Here is a 21,639-nt window from a genome sequence, read left to right as displayed (position 1 = left end):
GGTCCTTTCCTGGTCAGCTGGTGCTCTTGCGCAGTGCGCGCAGGCCCACCGCGATGCCGATGGCTGTGGTGAGGATCGCGGCCAGCCAGCCCCAGCCGACGTCGGCCGTTGTGAGGTGGCCGGCGAACAGATCGCGTTCGGCGTTCACGACGTGGGTCAGCGGGTTCACCACCGAGAGCGCGCGCATCCAGCCCGGAGCTTGTTCGAGGGGCAGCAGCATGCCGGACAGGATCATCGAGGGAAATAACAAAGTCTGGTGCACGGTCCAGAAAACCCAGTCCTGCTCCCGGACGACGATGGCCAGTGCGTAACTGAACGAGCCGATGCCCAGTCCGAGGACACCCAGCAGTAGCAGGCCCTGCACCGCGCCGAGTGGATCCGGCCGCAGCCCCAAAGGGATGGTCACCAGGATGATCAGGGTCGCCTGTGCGATCAGGGGGAGGAATTCCTTGACCGCGCGGCCCAGGAAGAGGGCCGGCCGGGACAGCGGCGTGACCAACAGGCGCTCGTGAGTGCCGTTCTGGAGGTCGAACTGGAGGTTGGAGCCGGTGCCGGCGGTACCGAACAACGCCGTCATGACCAGGAGTCCGGGAACGAACCAAGCCCAGGGCGACTCACCGTCGCGGGCCAGCAGCGGCCCGAACAGCAACAGGAAGAACAGGGGTTGGACCAGGCCGAACACGACCGAGAACGGATCGCCGAGCACAGGGCGCAGTTCCCGGACCGTGACGAGCAGGGTGTCGGCGACGATATTTCGGCGCGGTTCGGTGGCGGTCATCGGGACTCCTCCGGATCGTGGTTGCCGCTCTCGGCCGTGCCGGGGTCGCGCAGGCTGCGTCCGGTGAGCTCGAGGAAGACGTCGTCGAGGGTGGGCACCCGAGTGGCGGCGGAAACGACGTCGATGCCGCGCGCCTGGGCTGCGGTGACCAGTGCGGGTACGGCTTTCGGGCCGTTCGCCGCGTGGGCGACGACGGTCGTGCCGGTGTGAGTCACGCGGTTCACGCACTCGGTCCGGCGCGCCAGCGCGGCCAGTTCGCCCGCCCGGGCCGGGTCGCCTGCTTCGAGCGTGACCCGGTCTCCCGCGTGCTCGCTCTTCAGCGCCTCGGGCGAACCGTCGGCGATGATGCGGCCGTGATCCACGATCACGACCCGGTCGGCGATCTGGTCGGCCTCGTCGAGGTAATGGGTGGTGACCACGATCGTCATGCCGGATTCCGCCCGGAGGCGGGCGATGTGGTCCCACAGGTTGGCCCGATTGTGTGGGTCCAGGCCGGTCGTCGGCTCGTCGAGGAACAACAGCGCGGGCTGGTGGACCAACCCCATCGCCAGATCCAGGCGCCGGCGCTGGCCGCCGGACATGGCCTGGGACTTCCGCTTTCCGAGTCCGTCGAGACCCAGGGCCGTGAACAGCTCACCCGCCCGGATCCGCGCCGATTTCCGGTCCAGTCCGTGGATACGGGCCTGGGTCACCACCTCGTCCATCGCACGCTGGGTATGCCCCGCGCTGTTGCCTTGACCGACGTATCCGATCACCCGCCGCACCTGGCCCGGTTCGCGCTGTACGTCGTGGCCACCGATCTGCGCGGATCCGCCGGTCGGGGGCAGCAGCGTCGTGAGCATGCGCATCAAGGTCGTTTTGCCGGCCCCGTTGGGGCCGAGGATCGCCAAGACTTCTTCCCGCGCGACGGTCAGATCGATGCCGTCGACCGCGCGGACTTCTGATTCGCCGGGACCGTGGAAGGTCCTGGTCAAATTCCGGGTGTTGATCACGTCCTGCCTCTCGATGGGGAACAGGACGATCAAAACCTCCGTTACGGACGGTATACGGCCACAAGCCGAAAGGGTGGCCCGGAAGTCCTTGCCCCGGAAATGCCGAATGCCCTGCGGCACATACGAGGCCGCAGGGCATAGCCGATAGGTCAGCGGGTGCGCGGATCCCGCAGTGACGCCATCGCTTCCATGAGCGAGGAATGAACGGCGGTCAACTCCGGTGTCGCGAACGACTCCCAGGACTGCTCGCCCGCACCGGCCTCGGCGGAATCGGCCTGCCCCCAGTCGCCTCCGCCGGTTCCGTCCGCCGATCCTTCCTCCCAGGATGCGTTATCCGGATTGTGCTTGTACACCCACCACAGGTGGCCGAACGGATCGGCGAAGCGCGACAGTACGTCGCCCCAGAAATCTGTCGGCTCGGTGACGATCCGCGCACCACGCGCGGCGGCTCTTTTCAGCGTGGCGGCCGGATCGTCGACGTATACACGGACGAAGGACGGCATATACGGCCAGTCCGGTTTGCGGTCGGCGATCGTCAGCGTCGAATCGCCTATCCGCAGTTCGGAATGCAGAATCAGGCCGTCGGTATCGGCGGTCCGCGCTTCGGGGACCTCGATCGCCCCGAACACATCGACCAGGAAGTCGAGCAGACCTGCCGCGTCGTCGGTCCAGATGAAGGGGTCGACCGTCGCGGATCCGGCGGGCGCCGGGGGGACGGCGGGAGTGGTGGACATACTGTCTCCTTTCGGTTGGTGCCCCCCAGATTCGCCGCAGTTGCGGACAGGATATGGCCACAAGGGCGCCTAGCCTCGGGGGTGTGTCCACCAGCACTCGCACTCTCGAGCTTCTCGGTCTCCTGCAAAGCCGTCGCCACTGGTCCGGTGCCGACCTCGCGCGCCGGCTCGATGTCAGTGAGCGGACCGTCCGGCGTGACGTGCTCGGTCTCCAGGAGATCGGTTATCCGATCGTCACGACGCGCGGGACCGGCGGCGGCTATCAGCTCAGTGCGGGTGCCTGCCTGCCGCCACTGGTCCTGGGGGAGGAGGAGGCCGCCGCGACGGTGCTGGGGCTGAAGGAGATCGCCACCGGCGTCCATCCCGCCTCCGCGGAAGCCGCTATGAGTGCCATGGCCAAGATCGTCCAGGTCCTTCCCGCTCGTATCCGTCGCCGGATCGACAGTCTGCGGGCCGTCGCGACACCCACCGGTGATGGATACCATCGGGCCGGGATCGACGATGTCACCGCGTTGACCACCCTCGCGCTTGCCTGCCGGGACGCCGATACCGTCTCGTTCTCCTACCGCGGCAGCGACGCGGCCACTTCGCAGCGCACCGTCCAACCGCATCAGATCGTCAATGTCGAAAGCCGCCTCTACCTGGTGGCCTGGGATGTCGATCGCACCGACTGGCGCACCTTCCGGATCGACCGGATCGCGCAACCACGCCGCACCGGCGCACGATTCGCACCGCGCCGCCTGCCCGGCGGCGATCCGGTGGAATATGTCCGCGACCGGATCGGGTCGATGCCATCGCAGTACCGGGTGCACGCCACCATCCAGGCTCGCGCCGAACGCGTCAGAGCCGAAATCGTCCACTACGGCACCGTCACCGCCATCGACTCCGGCTCGTGCGAGGTCCATATCGCCGCCGAATCCCTGGACTGGGCGGCCTTCTGCCTCGTCTCGATCGGTGCACCGTTCATCGTGCACGGACCACCCGAAGCCATCGACCTCATGAAGGACTGGGGATCCGGGCTCCTCGCCGCCACACGAGCGACCGGAAACGGACTCGTCTGCGACAGGTCGATCGGCGACCGAGCGTAGGACGGGTGATCTTCGCTACCGGCGTTACCCCCGGTGCTCCTCGCGCGGGAGACCGGGCGGGGTGCGCATGCGGCGGTGACCTCGATGGGCAGCGGTGTCATTTGACCTGCCACGACCCCGGGGCCGGGTGCTGTGCCCGGCCCCGCCGTCTGTTAGGCGGCCGTCCCGCCGGAGTTGCGGATCAGCTGCTGGAGCACCTTCAGAGTGGTGACGTAGTCGGCGTCGTCGATGCCCTCGTGGAGGGCGGCGCGGATCGCGGGGGCGTTGCGCGCGAGGTCGACGCGGGCCTGTTCCCCCTCCTTGGTCAGCCACAGCCGGTCCTCGGCATCCCGGGTCAGCCAGCCGCGCTCCACGAGCACCTCGGCCTCCGCCGCGAGGTCATCCTCGGGCCGTATGTAGGAGGTCATGGCCACCTGCAGCTCGGGAAGGGTCATTCCCTCGCCGTCTGGTGAGATGTCGTTCTCCGAGAGATTGCGCAGCAGCCAGAACTGGGGCTGGGTGTAGCCCTTTTCGGCTTGCTGGGTCCGGGTGTACGCAATGAGCGCTTCGTAGGCGACACCGGTCCAATATGCAGCGGGCTGTCCGGCGAGTTCGGCGTCGGAGATCTGCTGGGTCGTCATGTGGTGTCCCCTTCTGGTACTTCGGTGCGGAGCCTGCACGTCGTGCAGGTCGTGAAGAGACCGTATGACCTCGAGTGTGGTTGAGGTCAAAGGGGGATCTTCCGGATGCGACCGGAGCCAACACCTGAAAGCCCCCTGAGCATGGGGCGTTGATCAGACGCGTGAAACCGATCACGGGATGGCTTGTGGAGATCTGACGACGAACACCGGTTGCGTTTGGAGGCGGTGTTGCCCGCACAGGCGAGGACTCTGCCCGGCCGGTCATCGCGAGCTCTCGTCTCGTGTCTGGCGTGGCCACAGTTCAGGTCGTAGACCGGTATCCCGGCGGGGTCGTACCAGCCCCGTCGGCGTGACTCCCGACTCGCGGTAGGCCGGGACTGGTTCGGCCTCCAGGGCGCGCGTCCACATCGACCGTTCGCGCGGGCTGGAAACCTCCCGGCATCGCCTACGGCAGCCCAGCAATTGATTGCACTAGTGTATAAATACACTAGTGCAATCAATGATGTAAGGGTGTCATGAGCGACCACAGGAAACGCACCTACGTAGTTACCGGCGCCGATAGCGGTATCGGCGCCGAAGCCGCGCGAACCCTGGAGGAAGCGGGAGGGCTGGTGATCCGTTGCGGTGTCGGCGAGGATATGGACGTCCGGGCCGACATCGGCACAGCGAACGGCCGGCAAGCCCTCGTCGAGAGCGTGACCCGGCTCGCCTCCACCGGCATCGACGGGCTGGCACTGGTCGCCGGCATTGCCGCCCCGACACCGGCGACGGTCAGCGTCAACTACTTCGGAACCCTCGCGGTACTGCAGGGCCTTCGGCCATCGCTGCTCGAATCCGCCGCGCCCCGGGTCGTGCTGGTCTCGTCGGCCTCTTCGCTGTCATCGGGAGACTCGGATCTGGTGGCAGCGGCACTCGGTGGCGACGAGGCTGCCGCGGTTGCAGCGGCCCAGCGGGCCGTAGCACGCAAGCGGGGCGCGGTGATCTACCGGTCTACCAAGATCGCGCTCAATCGTTGGGTGAGGCGGCATGCCGCAGGCGAAGATTGGGCAGGTAGCGGTATACCGGTCAACGTAATCGCTCCGGGAATCGTCGATACCGACACCGCTCGTCGAACCATGCTGACCGATTCCGCTCGAGTCAAAGTACTCGCCGAGGCACTTCCTCAACCACTCGGTTTTCCCGGCCCTGTCCAACCCATAGCCGATGCGATCGCTTGGGCAGTCAGTGCGGAAAACTCCTTCATGGCGGGCCAGATCATTTTCATCGACGGCGGAGCGGACGCCACCCTCCGCAGCGACGAACCCTACTCGGACGGTGTCTCCTATGGCGTGGTCGCCACCACCAAGATGATCACCTGGTCCCTTCTCGGTCGACTGCGCGCTCGGCGGAAACGATCTTCGTAACGGCATCACGCCCGGTCTCCCTCCACTGCCTGCGGTCGGCGGACCGGCATACTCACCACGCGAAAGCGCAACCTTTTGCCGTGCGAATCTGACCGATGCCCAGTGGGCGATCCCGAAACCACTGCTACCTGCCGGTGTGAAAGCCGGCCGGCATCGGCGGGCGGGCGCCCATCGACAACCCGGCGGGCTGGATGACCCCCCTGGCCGGCCGAACTCGCCTCGATCCACCCACTGGACCCGGCCTGAGCCGGTGCCGCCGACATCGGCCTGCTGCGGGGGCGCGGCTGCCGGGCAGGGCGATCGGCTACGCCGCCAGTATGCGGGCCAGCCGGTTTGCCTCGGCAGCCAGGCCGGGTGGGTTGGTGGCGATGAACATGGAGTCGGCGGCCAGGTTGCCGAGTACGTGCCAGGTCGGGTCCGGGTGGCCGTGTATCGATGTGGCGCGGGTATCTCGGTCGACGGTCAGTCCACCCGTCGGATGGAGTTCGGCGGCACCGGCCGCGAGTAGCGCGTTGATCAGCGGTTCGGTGTCGGCAGGTGTTGTATACGCGGTCGGGTTGACGGCATTGACGACCACATCGGCGGTCCACCGGCGTCCGTCGACGATCGTGAAGCCGCCGCTCGGCCGCGCCTCGATCTCGGTCACCCCGGGCCGCAGGCGTAGCTGTCCCGAATCCAGGAGGCGCAGGATGATCTTCGCGTTGTGCGGCACCATCGGTGAACTCAGGCCGTTGATGGTGCGGAAATGCCGATCTCGCAACATGCTTCGATCGGACTCCGGCAGCAGTTGCCAGGCCAGTGGTCCGGCCACGCGAATGGCCATCGTGAGTAGTCGCGACCCATGGTGCGGGGACTCGACCTCCGCCAATTGCCGGCGCAGCCGGTCGACGGGCGGTTCGGATTCGGTGGCCAGGATCTCGGCGGCGAAGGTGTCGAAATCCTGGCCCAGGCCGGCAAGTTCGGCGCGCATGAGGCCGGCGAGATGGTCGAAGGTGAGAGCTCCGCTGGTGGCTGCGGCAAGGACCGCAGCGGGGGTGAGATGCCGCAACTCCAGTCGGGCCGGGCGCTTCTGCACGGACGGCAGTGTCCCGCTGCGGGATACGAAACTGATCGGGCCGGTGTGCCCCTTCGCCGCCAAGGTGGCTGCGCTGTCGACGGCAGTCAACCCGCTGCCGATCACCGCCACATGCGCTCCGGGCTCGATATCGGCGAGCGTGCGGGCCATGGGGTAGGGCTCGTTCACATACCCGGGTGCGCCGGTCAGGCCGTAGTGGTCGTGGGGGCGGCCGTTTCCGACCGCCAGCACCGCGCGGTCGACAGGCACCCGGGCGCCGCCCTCGGTGTGCAACAGCGCGCCACCATCCTCGGCGCGCCGCGTGAATCCGGTGACGCGGGAGTTGACGACACTCACCTGCCAGTCAGCGCTGCGTAGTGCGTCGATCGCCGCTCGGGCCGTGTCCTCGAGGTATTCGCCGTAGCGTGCGCGCGGCACCAGAATCTGCCCCAGCGCTTCGTCGCGGTAGCCCGCCGCGTCGGTATGTGACTCCAGCCACCGCTGGTAGTGCGTCGGGTCTGCGGCCCGAATCGACATGATCACGGGTGGCGCGTTCACCCGCACCGCCTCGACATCCGGCTGATATGGGCGTCCTCGCCACACCGCCGGTGAGCCATCGAATACCATGATGCTGTCCGGCCTTCCTTCCGTCGCTGCGAGTGCGTCGAGCAGCCCGACTCCGGCAGCTCCGGCCCCAACCAATCCGATACGCATGGCACAACTCCTTGTCCGGCACCGTCCGATGCCTCGACCAGCGTCCGTGCTGCCGGCTTCCGATCCCATCCCCCGAATGAGGGGAATGCGCGGGACGAAATGCCGGTTCCCCCTCATATGAGGGAGGGCGGACAAGCGGTGAACCCAGCAGGATGGCAGGCATGACCACACCGGCCCGCCATGCGAAAGTGGCAATGCTGAGCGACATCGCGGCCGCACCGGACCCGCACACGCTGTTCGCCGACACCTCCACACGCCTGCGCCGCATCGTGCCCTTCGACGCCGCGGTGTGGGTGGCCACCGATCCGATCAATGGCTTGACCACTGCCCCGGTACGGGTGGAGAACCTGCACGAGGGCGGCTGCGGCACCTACTGGGAATCGGAACTGTTCGCCGAACACGTCAATCGCTTCCGCGACCTGGCGCACGCAACGGTCCCGGTTGTGGGCTTACAGGCTGCGACTGGGCGCAACCCAGCCCGTAGCCCGCTCTACCGTAATTTCATGTGCCCCCGTGGTCTCGAGGATGAACTACGCGCGGTCTTCCGAATCGACGGCCAACCCTGGGGTCAGCTCAGCTTGTTCCGGGAGCGCGGACGCGCCGAATTCGACGCCACCGATATCGCGTTCATCCAATCCCTTTCCGCCCCACTGGCACAGCGGCTACGTTCTTACCTCCAACCCTCGACCGCGGCGACGCCGGAAGACACTGCCCGAGCGCCCGGCATGTTGCTCTTCGACGCCGACGGCAATCTGGTGTCGCTCAACGACGAAGCCCGGGAACTCATGGACCGGATGCCGCCTGGCCCGTCCACCACCACACCGCTCGGCATCGAGATCCCGCTGCCGGTATGGATTCTCAGTACGGCCGGTCGAGCCCGGCTCACCGGCGGCAGCGCCCGCATCCGGATCCGCGCCAGTACCGGCCACTGGCTGGTCTGCCATGCGTCGTGCTTGCGCGCCGCCGACGGCAGCGGCAGTTCGACCGCGCTGGTCATCGAACCCGCCAAACCCTCCGAGATCGCCGCATTGGTGACGGCCGCCTTCGAATTGACCCGCCGCGAACTCGACGTCATCGAACTCGTCGCGCGCGGTGTGTCGACCCGCGAAATAGCCGCCCAGCTGCACCTGTCACCGCACACGGTCCGTGATCACTTGAAGGCCATCTTCGACAAAGTCGACGTCAGCAGCCGCGGCGAGCTGGTAGCGCTTCTTTTCACCGAGTTCCGGCAACCCCTCAATGCCCGCGACACCCTTCGTGTCGAAAGGAACTAGGTGTTCCCTCGACTGACTTCGAGACTTCTTCTGCTGGTTGTCACAGATTCGGTACCACCCTCAGCGTCCGCCACCATCCCGGCGACGCCGCGTTGCGCAGCATCGGAAACGCTGAGTTCGGATGTCAGGTACCCGGCTCGTCCGGCCCGGTGGCGGTCCGTGGGGGCGGACGGCGCGCGAAATCCGGCGCGTGTTCGGGCAACACCCCGCGGCCGAGTAGATACGGAGGAATGCTGCGCACCACCGGTGTCCGGCGCAGTAATCGCAGGCTCCGGGGAGCGCTCGGGGCGCCCGCGATCTCGACCCGGCCGGTGAGAGCCGGCATGATCAGGCGGGCGTGCAGCACCCGCTGTACGGCCTGGATCGCCGCAGTCGGGATCAGGCGGCGGCGCTGTACCCGGGCCAGATCGCGGGTCGTCGTGGTGCCCGCGAGCAACGGTGCGGCCAGTATCCGGGCGGCGGCGACGGCATCCTGGATCGCGAGATTGATGCCGACGCCTCCGACCGGGGACATCGCGTGCGCCGCGTCGCCGAGGCAGAGCAGGCCGTCGACGTACCAGGTACTCAGCCGATCCAGCCGGACATCGAGTAGCTTCACCTCGTCCCAGCCGGTCAGGGCGTCGCGGCGGTCGGCGAGCCAGGGTGCGGCATCGGCCATGCTGTGCATGATGTCCTGGACCGAGCCACGCCGGGCTTCCGCGTCGGCACCCTTGGCGATGAGTGTGGCGCATTGCCAGTAGCCGCCGCGGTCGAGCATGACGGCGGCGCGGCGCGCGGTGACGACGGGGAGCGCTCCGGCGGGGTCGGTAGCGGTGCGCGGGAGACGGAACCACCACACGTCCATCGGTGTCGGCCAGCTCCGCGCGGGTAGTCCGGTCGAAGCCCGGAGCACCGAGGCGCGGCCGTCGCATGCCACCGTGAGGTCGGCGTGGATCGTGCCGGTCGCGCCGTCGGCCGTCCGGTAGGCGCAGCCGGTGACCTTGCCCTGGACCCGGATCAGTTCGGTCGCTTCGGTACTCATCCGTAGATGAAAGGTCGGTTCCGGTACGGCGGTGCGGGCCAGCAGGTCCAGCAGGTCCCACTGCGGCACCATCGCGATGTACTTGTGCGGGCCGGGCAGGTGCTCGAACGTCGCGAGCGGCTGTGTACCGCCCGCGATCGGTAACACGATCTGCCGTAACTCGCGGGCGCCCAGTTTCGCGAACTCGGCACCGAGGCCCAGCTCGTCGAGCAGGTCGAGGGTGGTGGGGTGCACAGTATCGCCACGGAAATCGCGCAGGAAGTCCTTGTGCTTCTCCAGCACGGTGACCTCGACACCGGCTCGGGCGAGTAGGAGACCCAGCATCAGTCCCGCCGGCCCGCCGCCGGCCACCAAGCAGGTTGTCCGTTCCACGAGACGCCTCCTTCGATCGCCGCGGGCCGGGAGGTCTCCCTGAAATGCTACTCGGTCACGTAACGACCCCGGCCGGCTTTTTCGGGCCGAATCATGGTCCGACCGCCATCCAGGGGTCGGCGATATGGCTCGGCTGTCCGGTGGTGGCTGCTGCTCATCCAGGGCGTTGGATACCCGGTCGTCGCCGCGAGTGGCGAGCCCCTACGTAAGCAAGCTTGCAGCCGTTGTCGGCGACCACGGCGCAGGCGGTGTGGCTCTCGCCGGGTGCTCCGGAAGCGGGTTACGGCGCCTGATCGCCAGCGGACGGGATCGCGGGGCGACACTGGAGTTGTTCCACCGCTGGGGTCAGACCGACAAAGAGAAGCGGTCCGCGTCAGCGATGGACACGGGATGGGATTCAGTGGGTGCGGACAGTCGAACCGGCAGGCTGGTCAAGCCATGGATCAGGAGGCTTTTTCGCCACGTCAGATCACTGAATTCCCCGTCGAGCGATATCTCCGGGAACTTGGCCAGCAGTCGTGAGATCGCGGTGGTGGCCTCCACGCGGGCCAGGGCGGCGCCGAGACAGTGATGGATGCCGTGCCCGAAGGCGATATGCCGGCTCTCGGTTCTTTCGAGGTCGATCCGGTCCGGGTCGGCGAAGCGCGCCGGGTCGCGGTTGGCGGCGGCGAGCGAGATCAGGATGAATTCGCCCGCGTCGATGTCCTGACCGCCCAATGTGATCGGAGCGGTGGTGTAGCGAGCCGTCGCCACGTGCAACGACCCGTGACAGCGCAGGATCTCCTCGAGGTAGGCGGGTATCGCCTCGGGATCGGTGCGCAACCGCCCGGCCAGTGCCGGATCGCGGAGCAGCTCCAGTACCGAGTTACCGATGAGGTTGACGGTGGTCTCGTGCCCGGCTATCAGCAGCAGGAGCAGCATGGCGATCAGTTCGTGATCGTCCAGGCGGTCTTCGTGGTCTTTCGCGATGATCAGTTGGGAGAGCAGGTCGTCGCGGGGGTCGTCGGTGCGGGTGGCGATCAAATTCGTCAGGTAGGTGAAGAAGCTGACCCCGGCGGTGGCGCGTTCCTCGAGCGTGGCCGAGTCGCTGACGACGACGGCGGTCCACGAACGGAAATCTTCCTTGTCCTCATCGGGGACTCCGAGCAGTTCACAGATCACCGCGGTCGGTAGCTGGAACGCGTAGCTGTCGATGAGGTCCACGGTCGTTCGCGCGCTGATATCGTCGAGCAGGGTGTCGGCGATCGAGGTGATTCTCGGCTGGAGATCGCGGATGGCAGGACCGGCGAATGCTTTGGCCACGAGACGGCGCAGCCGGGTGTGCTGTGGCGGATCGGCGAACAACATGTTGTCGCTGATGGCGGTGTTGAACATCTCGGCTGCACCGTTTTTGGCCAGCACAGCCTGCCCCTCGGGCGACCCGATGCGTTTGCTGATGGTCGGCTCCGCGAAGGCCTGTTTGGCTACGTCGTGATCGACGATCAGCCAGCCGAGTACACCGTCCAATCGAATTCGGTGCAGGGGACCGCGCTCACGCAGCGCCCGGTAGGTGGCATGCGGATCTTGGTAGAAGTCGTCGGTCAGCTCGAGGATTTCCATTGCGCCGGTCACCGCCGGCCATCGGGCGAAACGGTGGCCGAGCTCGAATCCATGTAGTGCACAGTCCCTCAGTCCTTTCGGCGAACGATCTGACTTGCGAGCGATGCCGTCCGGAACGAGTTATCAATCAGGAGTGCATCAGCGAGCGGTCGAGCAGTTTCGATCGGGTGAACCAGGAAGCCCGCTCACGGACTAGCCTTGGTCGCTGTCTACTAAACCTCCAACCGCGTGACGCAGACAGGTGCAAATCCGCGGTGTGAGCCGGTGAATGAGCGTGGACGGGGCGGGACAACGCCGCTGAACAGGTCGGCAGCGTTCGTCTCGCGGCTGCGGAGACGGACTGGATATGGCCCCGGGGCCGGGCGCGTCGCGTCGGCATCGGCCCCCGCCCTCGGCGAGCGCGAGACCGGCTGTGGTGCGGCCGATCCCGCCTCGACTTCGGGCAGGCCGAGGCAATCACCACCCAGACCGGGCCGCCGATAGCTTGTTCGGTGCGTGGCCGCGGCCGGGCAGCACGTAGCCCGCGTTCGTACCGTTCGGGTAGTTGAATTGCCGCGGGGCCCCATTGTGGCGCCCCTCTGGAACGCCTGTCCATCGATGCCGATCTCGGAGTGCGCGGCGCGGCGTGGCGGCGACGGTCACAGCCGTATACAGCACAATGCGCACAACTGCGCGGTGCCGCCGGTGAACCACGGTGTCGGTGGACCTCGGTAGCGTCTGATGCCGTGGACATTGGGGAACGTATTCAGCAGCTCGCGGACCGCGTCATGATGCTGCGTGATGCCTACTACCAGGGCTCGCCGCACGTGGCCGACGCCGAGTACGACGACGTCGAAGACGAACTGCGGGCCCTGATATCGGCACATCCCGACCTGACGCCCGACCCGAATCCGCTGGAGCAGGTCGGGGCGCCCACCGTGCTGCACGCCCCGGTCCGGCATTCGCGCCCGATGCTGTCACTGGAGAAGGCGACCACGCCGGAGCAGGTGGCGGCGTTCTTCGAGCGCTTTCCCGGACAGCCGGTGGTGGTGATGCCGAAACTCGACGGCCTGTCGCTGGCCCTGGTCTACGAGAACGGGCGGCTGATGCGTGCGGTGACCCGTGGGGACGGCACCACCGGCGACGATGTCACCGCGCTGGTGCGGGCGCTGGTCGACGGTGTGCCGGGCCGGATCGATGTTGCGGGGCGGGTGGAGGTGCGTGGCGAGGCTGTGATGCTGCGTTCGACGTTCCTTGCCTACAACACCGCTCACCCGGACAAACCCTTGATCAACCCGCGCAACGCCGCCGCCGGGACGCTGCGGGCGAAGGACCCCGCCACCGTCGCTCAGCGGCGACTGCAGTTCTTCGGCTTCGACCTGGACGAGGCCGAAGGGCAGGCTGCGCCCGACCTCGAGGCGGGTCTGCAGGCGTTGGGAATCGAGGGCGCGCAGATGCGGGTGTGTACCGACGCCGGGCAGGCACAGGCGGCGATCACCGTGATCGAACAGCGCCGCAACGATCTCGACTACGACATCGACGGTGCGGTGCTACGGCTGGCGGACCGGGACGCATATGCCGCCGCCGGGACCCGGTCGAGTTCTCCGCGCGGCGCGCTGGCCTTCAAGTTCGCCGCCGAGGAGAAGACCACCCTGCTCAACGAGGTGGTCTGGGATGTCGGCAAGACAGGGAAGATCGTCCCGGTCGCCTGGCTCGAACCGGTGTTCGTGGGCGGCACCACGGTCACCAAGGCGACGCTGGCCAACCAGGAAGTGATCCGTGCCCGCGATATCAAGGTGGGCGATTCCGTGCTGGTGCGCCGGGCGGGTGATGTGATCCCGTTCGTCGCCGGCGTGCTCGACGCCTCGAAACGCACGGGAGAGGAACGCGAGATCGTTGCGCCCTCGGCCTGTCCCTCGTGCTCGCAGCCGGTGATCGAACAGGGCAACAGCCGGGAACTGTTCTGTACCAACGTCTCCTGTCCCGCGCAGACCGTGCGCCGGCTCATCCACTGGGCCTCGCGACCGGCGGCCGATATCGACGCTGTCGGACAGGTGTGGATCGAACGCCTCGCCGACGCCGGGATCCTGGAACATCCCTCGGACTTCTACACGCTGACCAAGGAACGTCTGCTCGAATTCGACCGGATCGGCGAAGTGTCGGCTGCACGCATGATCGATTCGATCGATGCGAGCCGCACGGTCGGGCTGCGCCGTGCGCTGATCGGGCTGGCTGTTCCGATGGCTTCGGAGGGAACGGCCGCCCGCCTCGCCCGCGCGGGTTTCGCTTCCCTGGAAGACGTGGCCGACGCGGGCACGGAACGGCTCGTGGCGGTGGAGGACATCGGCCCGAAGGTCGCTGCCTCCCTGAACGAGCACCTCACCCGCCTGCGTCCGGAACTACAGCGACTGCGGGCTGCGGGCGTGAGCCTGGACGTCCGCGCGGAGGACCTGCCGCCGGTCGTCGCGTCCGGTGCGCCGCTGGCAGACAAAACGGTGGTTATCACCGGCGCGATCAGCGATCCGCGTTCCGGGGAAAAGGTTGCGCGCCCGATATTTCAACGGCTGTGCGAGAAGGCGGGCGCCACGGCAGTGTCCTCGGTGTCGGCGAGCACCGACCTGCTGATCACCGGTGCGGGTGTCGGCGACAGCAAGCTGGCCAAGGCAGAGAAACTCGGCGTCGAGGTCGTGGACCAGGGCGAGATCTGGACGCTGCTGATCGCTGCCGGAGTCGTTTGACCCCGGTGCGTGGGCGTTAGCTGCCGGCTCGCCACTCTCTTGTGAGCCGGCGCGGACCGTCGAAGCGAGTCGCCCGCTGATCGGGTTTCTACGAGCAGGGCGTCGCGGTGCACTCCAACGGTCGATGACCTGCCCACGGTTGGGTACCAATTCTGTGTGTTGTGCGGTGGTGGTTTCGCGGGCCATGGTGTGGTTGCACAGCTCCTTCCTATGCAGCCGTCTATTCGGACATCACGGATCGCTGGGTCGACCGGCGGCGATATGTCACGGGGCCGTTGATGGAGACGGTGCCCACTGCTGGGGCCTTGCCGGGCCACCGAGTCCTATGAATCTCTTGGTGGGGGCCGGAGATCTCACCCTGTGGTGGTGTGTTCCCGGACGGCGTCCGTAATCGGTGTCGAGCCCTCGGTGAGCTCGAGGATCTTGTGGCGGATTCCGGGCGTGTGAACCAGTCCGGCGAGGGTGGCGGCCACATCGTCACGGGTGATCTCGGTGTGGATCAGTGCGGAGGCGAGGCTGATCCGGCCGGTGCCGGGCTCGTCGGTCAGCGCGGCGGGGCGCAGGATCACCCAGTCCAGGTCGGTGGCTGCCAGCTCGGCTTCGGCCTTCTTCTTCACGGCGATGTAGTGCTCGAAGGTGGCGGACACTTCACGCCCACGCCAGGCTTCGGGGAAAACCGAGACGAGTACGAGCCGGCGGGTGCCGGCCAGGCGGGCCGCCTCGATGGCGGTGGTCAGTCCCGCGCCGTCGATGGCCGTGGTGGCGCCGGCGCCACCTTCGCCGCCGGCGCCGGCGGCGAAGACCACGACATCCGTGCCGTGCAGCAGGTCGGCCAGGGCGGGCACGTCGAGGCGGGTCAGGTCGCCCAGGGTGGCGTGGATGTTGTCCGCGGCGAGGCGTTCGCCCTGTTCGGGGCGTCGGTAGAGTCCGTCTACCTGGTCACCGGCGAGGACCAGCAGCCGCGCCAGGCGTGAACCGACGGCACCGGCGATTCCGACGATGAAGACCTTCACTTCGTCACTCACTTTTCCAGCGCTGCGCGAGCGGCATCACGACGTAGCCGCTCATGCGCGCGCCCTGTTGACCTCGTCGACCAGTTCGAGCAGCCGGTCGGCCGCCGGCCCGGAGGAAGCGGGGTTCTGCCCGGTGATCAGCAGGCCGTCCTGGAGGACGTAGGGCTCCCAGTCGCCGACTTTGGAGTAGATGCCGCCGAGCCTGGTGAGCTCGTCCTCGACCAGGAACGGGACCACCTCGGTCAGTCCCACGGCGGCCTCCTCCGAGTTGGTGAACCCGGTGACCTTTTTACCCTCGACCAGCGGGGTGCCGTCGGGATTGGTGGTGTGGCGCAGTACACCGGGCGCGTGGCAGACCAGAGCGAGCGGCTTGCCCGCACGCAGGATGGTCTCGATGAGCCGGGCGGAGTGCTCGTCCTCTGCCAGATCCCACAACGGGCCGTGCCCGCCCGCGTAGAAGACCGTGTCGAAGTCGTCGGCCGAGATCGAGTCGAGGCGCACTGTGTTCGCCAGCGCGGCCATGGCCTCGGCATCGGTCTCGAAACGCCGGGTCAGGTCGGTCTGGAAGCCGGGCTCGTTGCTCTTGGGATCCAGCGGCGCTTGCCCGCCTTTGGGAGAGACGAGTACGACGTCGACGCCGGCGTTCTTGAACAGGTAGTACGGGGCGGCCAGCTCCTCCAGCCAGAAGCCGGTCTTGCGGCCGGTGGTGCCGAGTTCGTCGTGCGAGGTCAGAATGAGGGCAACTTTCACGGTATGGCTCCTTCTATCGGGTCGGTCGACTCGGATGAGACGACGAGGGTGAGTACGCGGTCGGGTGGCGCAAGAAAAAGCGATTCATGGCCGAACTCGATGGTCAGCGGTGCGTCGTCGGGGATCTGTGCGCCCAAGGTACGGCCTCGAGCAGGTGTTCGAGCCGAACTTCGCCGTCACGGGTTTGCCCGCCGTGGGTCATCACCACCCGGAGCCGGTCGACGACGTCGTCAGGGGACGGGTACACCTTCGCATGGGCGGCCGCCTCCTCCGTGAGATTCGGGACAGGTCCGCTCGCTTCGGCCGCGTCCAGTGCCTCTTTCGCCGCGGCGGCCACTCCGGGCGGCAACGCTGCGATGCGCCGTGCAAGCGAGTCGACGAAGGCGTCGAGGTGCTCATCGGGCACTGCGCGGTTGAGCCATCCGTAGCGTTCGGCGAGCGAGGTCTCGAACAGTTCCGCGCCGAGCACGATCTCCAGCGCGCGGGCCCGTCCGACCAGGCGGTTGAGGTACTGGGTGCCGCCACCGCCGGGGAAGATGCCCATCAGCGACTCCGGCTGCGACAGCCACGTCCGGTCGGCTGCGGCGAATCGCATGTCCGCGGCCATCGCCAGCTCGATGCCGCCGGCGCGGGCGTAGCCGCGCAGCTTCGCGATCGTCACCTGGGGAAGTGCACGGATCCGCTCGTTGAGCTGCTGTAACGGGTTGAGCGATGAGTCGGAATCGGGGTCGGCGAGTGCCGTGAGCATGCTCGGGTCGAACGACCACTCGAAGTCCGCGTGGGCGCAGAAGAACTCAGGGTTCGCCGATTGGAAGATGATTACGGCGATATCGTCGTCGGAACGCGCCTCGGTGGCGAATGCCCCGAGGTCGCGGGCCAGCGCGCCGTCGAGAGTGTTGACGGGCGGGTTGTCGATGGTCACCCGGGCGACCCGGTCTTCCACACGGACGACGAGGGTCTGATAGCCGCTGTATGTCATCGGTGTTTTCCTAGGCCGTCAGTGCGTTCTTCAGTGTGGCGATGGCCTGTCCGATCGCGGCTTCGGCCGCGTGGGTATCGCGCAGGGCGTTGAGCATGACGAAGTCGTGGATGACGCCCTGGTAGCGGGTGGCGACTACGGGCACCCCGGCGCGGCGCAGCTTGTTGGCATAGGCTTCGCCCTCGTCGCGCAGCACGTCGGCCTCGGCGGTGATGATCAGTGCGGGCGGCAGCCCGGCGAGCTCGTCGACACTCGCGCGCAGCGGACTCGCGGTGATCTCCGCGCGCTCTGCGGGGTCGGTGGTGTACTGGTCCCAGAACCAAGGCATGGCGTCGCGGCGCAGAAAGTAGCCCTCGGCGAACTCGTGGTACGAGGGGGTGTCGAAGGCGGCGTCGGTCACCGGGTAGAACAGCACCTGCTGGCGGAACTCGATATCGCCGCGTTGTTTGGCGAGCAGGGTGACCGCGGCGGACATGTTGCCGCCCACCGAGTCACCCGCGATCGCGATGCGCGTGCTGTCCAGCCCGCGTTCGGCGCCTTGCCGCGCCACCCATGCCGCCGCCGCGTAGCTCTGCTCGATGGCGACGGGGTATCGGGCCTCCGGCGACAGGTCGTACTCGGGGAAGACCACTGCGGCGCCAGTGCCGACAGCGAGCTCACGGACCAGGCGATCATGGGTGCCGGCATTGCCGAACACCCAGCCGGCGCCATGGATGTAGATGATCACGGGAAGCGGGCCGGTGGCTCCGGCGGGCTTGACTATGCGCACATCCACGGAGCCGGTGGGCCCACCGCTGACCGAGACCCACTCGTCATCGACTGCGGGCTTGGCAATATCGCCGGACTGGACCTCGTCGACAGTCTTGCGGCCCTCGACCGGGCCCAGATCGAACAGGAACGGTGGCTTCGCGGTCGCCGCCGCGAACTCGGCGGCTGCGGGCTCGAGTACTGGAGGCGTCGGAACGTATTCGGGCACGATTGCGGCTCCCTTTGGTGACGGATGATCGCTGTCGTGGCAAGCGTGGCACAAGCCGTGGATACCCGGATGTGCTGATCGTGCACGACCCGGGTCCAAGCGTGCACAGATCCGAATCAGCTGATCCGCCAAGTGGTTTGATCTGGTTGAGCCGCCGCCCTATTCGCGCCGGCGCCCGGGAGGATCATCGCGATGCCGGGCGCGCCAGTCCGTCGGCGTGCAGCCCAGAACACTGCGAAAGCGGCGAGAGAAGTGCGATGCGTCGATGAACCCGCACGCGCGGGCCACGGCGGCGATGGTGAGGTTCGGCTGTGAAATCAGGCGTCGCTGAGCGGACTCCATACGCAGCTGCATGATCGTTTCGCTGAGCGAAAGCGGTTGCGACTGCCACAGTTGGAACAATTTCCGTGTGGAGATGGCATGAGCCGCAGCGATTTCGGTGACGCTGAGGTCGGGATCCGTGGCGTGCATGCGGAGGTAGAGCAGGATCCGGTCCATGAGATGGTCCTGGACCGCGGGGTGATACCGGGGATCGTCCTGTGACGCGCTGGTCACAAGTCCTTTCAGCAGGGCGACGGTCGCTTCGGCAGCAGCCGCACGGGCCTGGTCGGTGATCAGCAGCGCGGCCTGGTTGGACAGCGAGGCCAGGTGGTCGCGGACCAGGCCGTACAAGGGGCTGTGCGCCAGACGCCGATCGGCCCGGCGGATTGTCTCGGCGCTGACCTCCAGACGGGAGCGTTCGATCTGGATGATATTGGCCTCGCCCGTGTTCCGGCGGTAGTAGCTGTAGGTGGCGTTCAGATCCGTGACGTAGAGGTCGCCGCGACGCAACGGGCGGCTGACACCGTCATGTTCGTAGTAGCCGTGGCCGGCGTCGGGGAGGACGAAAGCGATCCGCTCGGGTCCGGTCCGGCGTAGGTGCTTTGTGGTGCGTTCATGCACGATGCCGGTGCTGACTTCGTGCATGAAGAGGACGTCACGGTCCAGTTGGTTCCCGGACATGCGGGCTCGATGGCACGGCGGCTCCTCGGTGAGGAAGCGGATTCGGTGTACTAATCCCGAAGCCTCCGACATCACAGTCTGGAATGCTTCGGTGCGATCCGCCGGGGCGAACTGTCCGGAATCGAAGAGGGTCTGCATGCGCCTGCTCTCGGTACGACACAGGGAAACGGCTACTGCGGAATGTCTCCCAGTGTCGGCAGAAACCCGGCGGCAGGCAAACGCCGCGACGGCGCCGCCGCCTTCGATGCCGGCCTGGGCCATGATCTCGGCTGAAGCACGGCCGACATGGTTGAACGGCTCAACCTCAGCCATACTCACCTCGTGAGCCAACTGTCTACGCTCTCCCTCCCCGAAATCGCCACCGAGCGCCTTCTACTGCGCAAGGCACTCGACAGCGATCGCAACGGATTCATCGAGTTGCAGACCGATCCCCAAGTACGGACATACCTCGGCGGTCCGCGGCCTCGCAACGCTGTCGAGCAATACCTCGATGCGGCCGGCATCGTCAATGTGACGGCCGCACCCGGCGTCTTCGTCATTGCGGACAAGAAGACGAACCTTCTCATCGGTACGTTGATGCTCAATCGCAGGTCCGCCGAAGAACCCGGCCACCTCACCGAAGACGGCGAAGAGCTGGAGCTGACCTATCTCCTTCTGCGCAGTGCCTGGGGCGCGGGCCTCGCCTTCGAAGCGTCGGCAGCAGCGCTTCGTGCCGCCGCCGACGAACTACCGGACCAACCGGTCCTGGTCATAACCCAGACCGCGAACCGACGCTCGCTGAAGCTCGCCACTCGCCTCGGGTTCCAACCCGTCACTACATTCGAGGCGCACGGCGCGCAGCAGACCCTCGCCTCTGCCCACCTGCGCACCTTCAAAGCTTGATCCAATTCCGCCACCATCGGCAGCCGCTCGATGAGCTGCTTCATAATCAGCGAGACACTCGAGTGGATGTCCCGCCGATCCGGATCCGCCTGCGCGGCAGGCCGGCGTCGCCGAGGAGGTACGCCGGGCCCGGCCGGGTCGTGATGTGATCCGGCCGGACCCAGGTGTTCATCCCGCTACCGGGCTGGGCTCGGTCGAGTCGGGCTCGGGTGCGCCACTTCGGGTGCGGAATGTGATGAGCGTGAGGACCGCGCCGACCAGGGCGATGACGCCTGCACCGATGAATGCTGCGGAGAACCCGTTGGTGAGTGCCTCGGGGTTACCGAGCCGGCCGGCGCCATAGCTCGCAGCAACGGCGGTGACGACGGCGAGGCCGAGCGCGGAGCCGACCTGGTAGCTGGTGTTGACGATGCCGGAGGCCAGCCCGCCTTCTTCGGCCGGTGCCGCGGAAATGGCGGTCTCCAGCGACGGGATGAAGGCCAGCACCTGCCCGAACGCTACGAGTAGCGATGGTCCGAAGGCATCGACCCAGTAGTTCCCGTCGGGCCGGATGAAGGACATCCAGCCCAGGCCGACGGCGAACACGAGCAGGCCGAGGACGATGGGCACCTTCGGGCCCAGGGCTGCGATGATCCGCGGAGCCAATGCGATTATGCCGATCATGATCAGGATCGTCATGGGCAGCAGTGCCGCGCCGGCGGGGAAGGCGGTGAAGCCGAGTACCTGTTGCAGGTAGAGGTTCAGGAAGAACCACATCGGAATCCACGCCGCCCCCAGCAGTAATTGAGCCACGTTGGCCGACGCCAGGTTGGGGCTGCGGAAGATCGACAACCGCATCAGCGGCTCGGCCTTCACCTTCTGCGAGACGAAGAAGATGACCAGCAGCACCACGCCGATCCCGATCGCGATCCAGGGCTCACTCGAGCTCCAGCCTGCGACCTCGGCGCGGACGATGCCGAATACGACAGCGGCCAGGCCGAGCGTGACGGTCAGCGCGCCGAACACGTCGACCGAACCGTGCGCGCCCGGCTTGCCACCCGGCATCAGCGGGCCGGTGGCGATCAGCGCGATGACCGCGACGGGAATGTTGATGAAGAACACCCACTGCCAGGAGATGAACTCCGTGATCACGCCACCGAGGAACACTCCGGCGGTGCCACCGGCCGGAGCAGCCGCGCCGTAGAATGCCATTGCCTTGGTGAGCTCCTTCGGGTTCGACCCGAACAGCATCATCAGCATTGTCAGTGCCGCCGGCGCGATGAGTGCCGATCCCACTCCTTGCAGGACGCGCCCGGTCAGCTCGACTCCGACATCGGTGGCGAATCCGGCCACCAGCGAGCCGATGGCGAGGACCACCCATCCGGTGGTGAATATCCGCCGTGGCCCGAACAGGTCGGAGAGCCGTCCGCCGAGCAGTAGCATGCCGCCCAGCGCGATGACGTAGGCGTTGAACACCCAGGACAGGCCGGATTGGGTGAAGCCGAGGTCGGCCTGCATATGCGGCAGCGCGACTCCGATGATCGAGGAATCCATGATCACTATGAACTGCGCCAGGGCTATCAGGGCGAGCGCCCACCATCTGGCATTGCTTCGTTGGGGTGTGTTTGCCGTTGACATGGTTCGTACTCCGTACTCGTAAGGGGTATATGACGTGGCGCCGAAGCCGGTCGT

18 protein-coding genes are annotated in these 21,639 nt (G+C 67.0%); 5 read left to right on the top strand and 13 right to left on the bottom strand.

The window, feature by feature from the left end; genetic code table 11:
• Positions 1–13 precede the first annotated feature (13 nt).
• From NS6_RS28435 to NS6_RS28425, 3 genes are all read right to left on the bottom strand, one after another.
• Complete coding sequence (locus NS6_RS28435; protein WP_068048159.1) at positions 14–778, bottom strand: ABC transporter permease; 765 nt, start codon at positions 776–778, stop codon at positions 14–16.
• Positions 775–1,803: an ATP-binding cassette domain-containing protein gene (locus NS6_RS28430; RefSeq protein WP_245669541.1), complete on the bottom strand. Its 1,029-nt coding sequence runs from the start codon at positions 1,801–1,803 to the stop codon at positions 775–777. Before NS6_RS28430 ends, NS6_RS28435 begins: the two co-directional genes overlap by 4 nt.
• A gap of 116 nt (positions 1,804–1,919) precedes the next feature.
• Positions 1,920–2,504 (bottom strand): VOC family protein, encoded by a 585-nt coding sequence (locus NS6_RS28425; RefSeq protein ID WP_068048156.1) that lies wholly within the window; start codon positions 2,502–2,504, stop codon positions 1,920–1,922.
• Between the two features lie 83 nt (positions 2,505–2,587).
• Between NS6_RS28425 and NS6_RS28420 the strand changes: the two genes are divergently transcribed.
• Positions 2,588–3,592, top strand: coding sequence for a helix-turn-helix transcriptional regulator (locus tag NS6_RS28420; RefSeq protein ID WP_068048152.1), 1,005 nt, complete (start codon positions 2,588–2,590; stop codon positions 3,590–3,592).
• A gap of 152 nt (positions 3,593–3,744) precedes the next feature.
• Here the strand turns inward: NS6_RS28420 and NS6_RS28415 are convergent, their stop codons facing one another.
• Positions 3,745–4,212 carry a winged helix DNA-binding protein gene (locus NS6_RS28415; RefSeq protein ID WP_068048150.1) on the bottom strand — a complete coding sequence of 156 codons (468 nt, stop codon included), beginning with the start codon at positions 4,210–4,212 and terminating at the stop codon, positions 3,745–3,747.
• Between the two features lie 515 nt (positions 4,213–4,727).
• Here NS6_RS28415 and NS6_RS28410 point away from each other — a divergent pair.
• Entirely contained in the window at positions 4,728–5,615 is an 888-nt protein-coding gene (locus tag NS6_RS28410) for an SDR family oxidoreductase (RefSeq protein WP_068048147.1), read from the top strand.
• A gap of 304 nt (positions 5,616–5,919) precedes the next feature.
• On the opposite strand, the gene NS6_RS28405 is transcribed toward NS6_RS28410, so the two are convergent.
• Positions 5,920–7,383, bottom strand: coding sequence for an FAD/NAD(P)-binding protein (locus tag NS6_RS28405; protein ID WP_068048142.1), 1,464 nt, complete (start codon positions 7,381–7,383; stop codon positions 5,920–5,922).
• Positions 7,384–7,544: 161 nt separating this feature from the next.
• On the opposite strand from NS6_RS28405, the gene NS6_RS28400 reads away from it, so the two are divergent.
• The gene (locus NS6_RS28400; RefSeq protein WP_068048140.1) at positions 7,545–8,657 is read left to right on the top strand and encodes a helix-turn-helix transcriptional regulator; all 1,113 of its coding nucleotides are present in this window, start codon (positions 7,545–7,547) and stop codon (positions 8,655–8,657) included.
• A gap of 124 nt (positions 8,658–8,781) precedes the next feature.
• Here the strand turns inward: NS6_RS28400 and NS6_RS28395 are convergent, their stop codons facing one another.
• On the bottom strand, positions 8,782–10,050 hold the full coding sequence (locus tag NS6_RS28395; protein ID WP_068048137.1) for an FAD-dependent oxidoreductase: 1,269 nt from the start codon (positions 10,048–10,050) through the stop codon (positions 8,782–8,784).
• A gap of 345 nt (positions 10,051–10,395) precedes the next feature.
• Entirely contained in the window at positions 10,396–11,649 is a 1,254-nt protein-coding gene (locus tag NS6_RS28390) for a cytochrome P450 family protein (protein WP_068048134.1), read from the bottom strand.
• 725 nt (positions 11,650–12,374) lie between these two features.
• Between NS6_RS28390 and ligA the strand changes: the two genes are divergently transcribed.
• Positions 12,375–14,366 (top strand): NAD-dependent DNA ligase LigA, encoded by a 1,992-nt coding sequence (gene ligA, locus NS6_RS28385; protein ID WP_068048131.1) that lies wholly within the window; start codon positions 12,375–12,377, stop codon positions 14,364–14,366.
• A 353-nt stretch (positions 14,367–14,719) separates the two neighbouring features.
• Here ligA and NS6_RS28380 read toward each other — a convergent pair whose 3' ends face one another.
• The 5 genes from NS6_RS28380 to NS6_RS28360 all read right to left on the bottom strand — a co-directional run bounded on the left by NS6_RS28380 (position 14,720) and on the right by NS6_RS28360 (position 19,086).
• Positions 14,720–15,391, bottom strand: a complete 672-nt coding sequence (locus NS6_RS28380; protein WP_245669540.1) for an SDR family oxidoreductase — start codon at positions 15,389–15,391, stop codon at positions 14,720–14,722.
• A 39-nt stretch (positions 15,392–15,430) separates the two neighbouring features.
• A complete protein-coding gene (locus NS6_RS28375) occupies positions 15,431–16,129 on the bottom strand; it encodes a type 1 glutamine amidotransferase domain-containing protein (protein WP_068048125.1) in 699 nt (232 codons plus the stop codon).
• Between the two features lie 103 nt (positions 16,130–16,232).
• Positions 16,233–17,108 carry an enoyl-CoA hydratase/isomerase family protein gene (locus tag NS6_RS28370; protein ID WP_068048122.1) on the bottom strand — a complete coding sequence of 292 codons (876 nt, stop codon included), beginning with the start codon at positions 17,106–17,108 and terminating at the stop codon, positions 16,233–16,235.
• A gap of 10 nt (positions 17,109–17,118) precedes the next feature.
• Positions 17,119–18,084, bottom strand: coding sequence for an alpha/beta hydrolase (locus tag NS6_RS28365; protein ID WP_068048119.1), 966 nt, complete (start codon positions 18,082–18,084; stop codon positions 17,119–17,121).
• 159 nt (positions 18,085–18,243) lie between these two features.
• Positions 18,244–19,086, bottom strand: coding sequence for an AraC family transcriptional regulator (locus NS6_RS28360; RefSeq protein WP_245669539.1), 843 nt, complete (start codon positions 19,084–19,086; stop codon positions 18,244–18,246).
• Positions 19,087–19,407: 321 nt separating this feature from the next.
• On the opposite strand from NS6_RS28360, the gene NS6_RS28355 reads away from it, so the two are divergent.
• Complete coding sequence (locus tag NS6_RS28355; RefSeq protein WP_068048268.1) at positions 19,408–19,968, top strand: GNAT family N-acetyltransferase; 561 nt, start codon at positions 19,408–19,410, stop codon at positions 19,966–19,968.
• A 168-nt stretch (positions 19,969–20,136) separates the two neighbouring features.
• Here the strand turns inward: NS6_RS28355 and NS6_RS28350 are convergent, their stop codons facing one another.
• The gene (locus NS6_RS28350) at positions 20,137–21,585 is read right to left on the bottom strand and encodes an MFS transporter (RefSeq protein ID WP_068048113.1); all 1,449 of its coding nucleotides are present in this window, start codon (positions 21,583–21,585) and stop codon (positions 20,137–20,139) included.
• Positions 21,586–21,639: the final 54 nt, after the last annotated feature.

The sequence above is a fragment of the Nocardia speluncae NBRC 108251 genome (assembly GCF_001613245.1).
In the GTDB taxonomy this organism is placed as follows: domain Bacteria; phylum Actinomycetota; class Actinomycetes; order Mycobacteriales; family Mycobacteriaceae; genus Nocardia; species Nocardia speluncae.
This window is presented reverse-complemented; position numbering and strand designations above follow the sequence as displayed.

Bases quoted from the DNA above. Each gene is read 5' to 3' on its own strand.
- NS6_RS28435 (WP_068048159.1), bottom strand. From the start codon at position 778: ATGACCGCCACCGAACCGCGCCGAAATATCGTCGCCGACACCCTGCTC.
- NS6_RS28425 (WP_068048156.1), bottom strand. From the start codon at position 2,504: ATGTCCACCACTCCCGCCGTCCCCCCGGCGCCCGCCGGATCCGCGACG.
- NS6_RS28415 (WP_068048150.1), bottom strand. From the start codon at position 4,212: ATGACGACCCAGCAGATCTCCGACGCCGAACTCGCCGGACAGCCCGCT.
- NS6_RS28410 (WP_068048147.1), top strand. From the start codon at position 4,728: ATGAGCGACCACAGGAAACGCACCTACGTAGTTACCGGCGCCGATAGC.
- NS6_RS28405 (WP_068048142.1), bottom strand. From the start codon at position 7,383: ATGCGTATCGGATTGGTTGGGGCCGGAGCTGCCGGAGTCGGGCTGCTC.
- NS6_RS28400 (WP_068048140.1), top strand. From the start codon at position 7,545: ATGACCACACCGGCCCGCCATGCGAAAGTGGCAATGCTGAGCGACATC.
- NS6_RS28390 (WP_068048134.1), bottom strand. From the start codon at position 11,649: ATGGAAATCCTCGAGCTGACCGACGACTTCTACCAAGATCCGCATGCC.
- NS6_RS28370 (WP_068048122.1), bottom strand. From the start codon at position 17,108: ATGACATACAGCGGCTATCAGACCCTCGTCGTCCGTGTGGAAGACCGG.
- NS6_RS28360 (WP_245669539.1), bottom strand. From the start codon at position 19,086: ATGTCCGGGAACCAACTGGACCGTGACGTCCTCTTCATGCACGAAGTC.
- NS6_RS28350 (WP_068048113.1), bottom strand. From the start codon at position 21,585: ATGTCAACGGCAAACACACCCCAACGAAGCAATGCCAGATGGTGGGCG.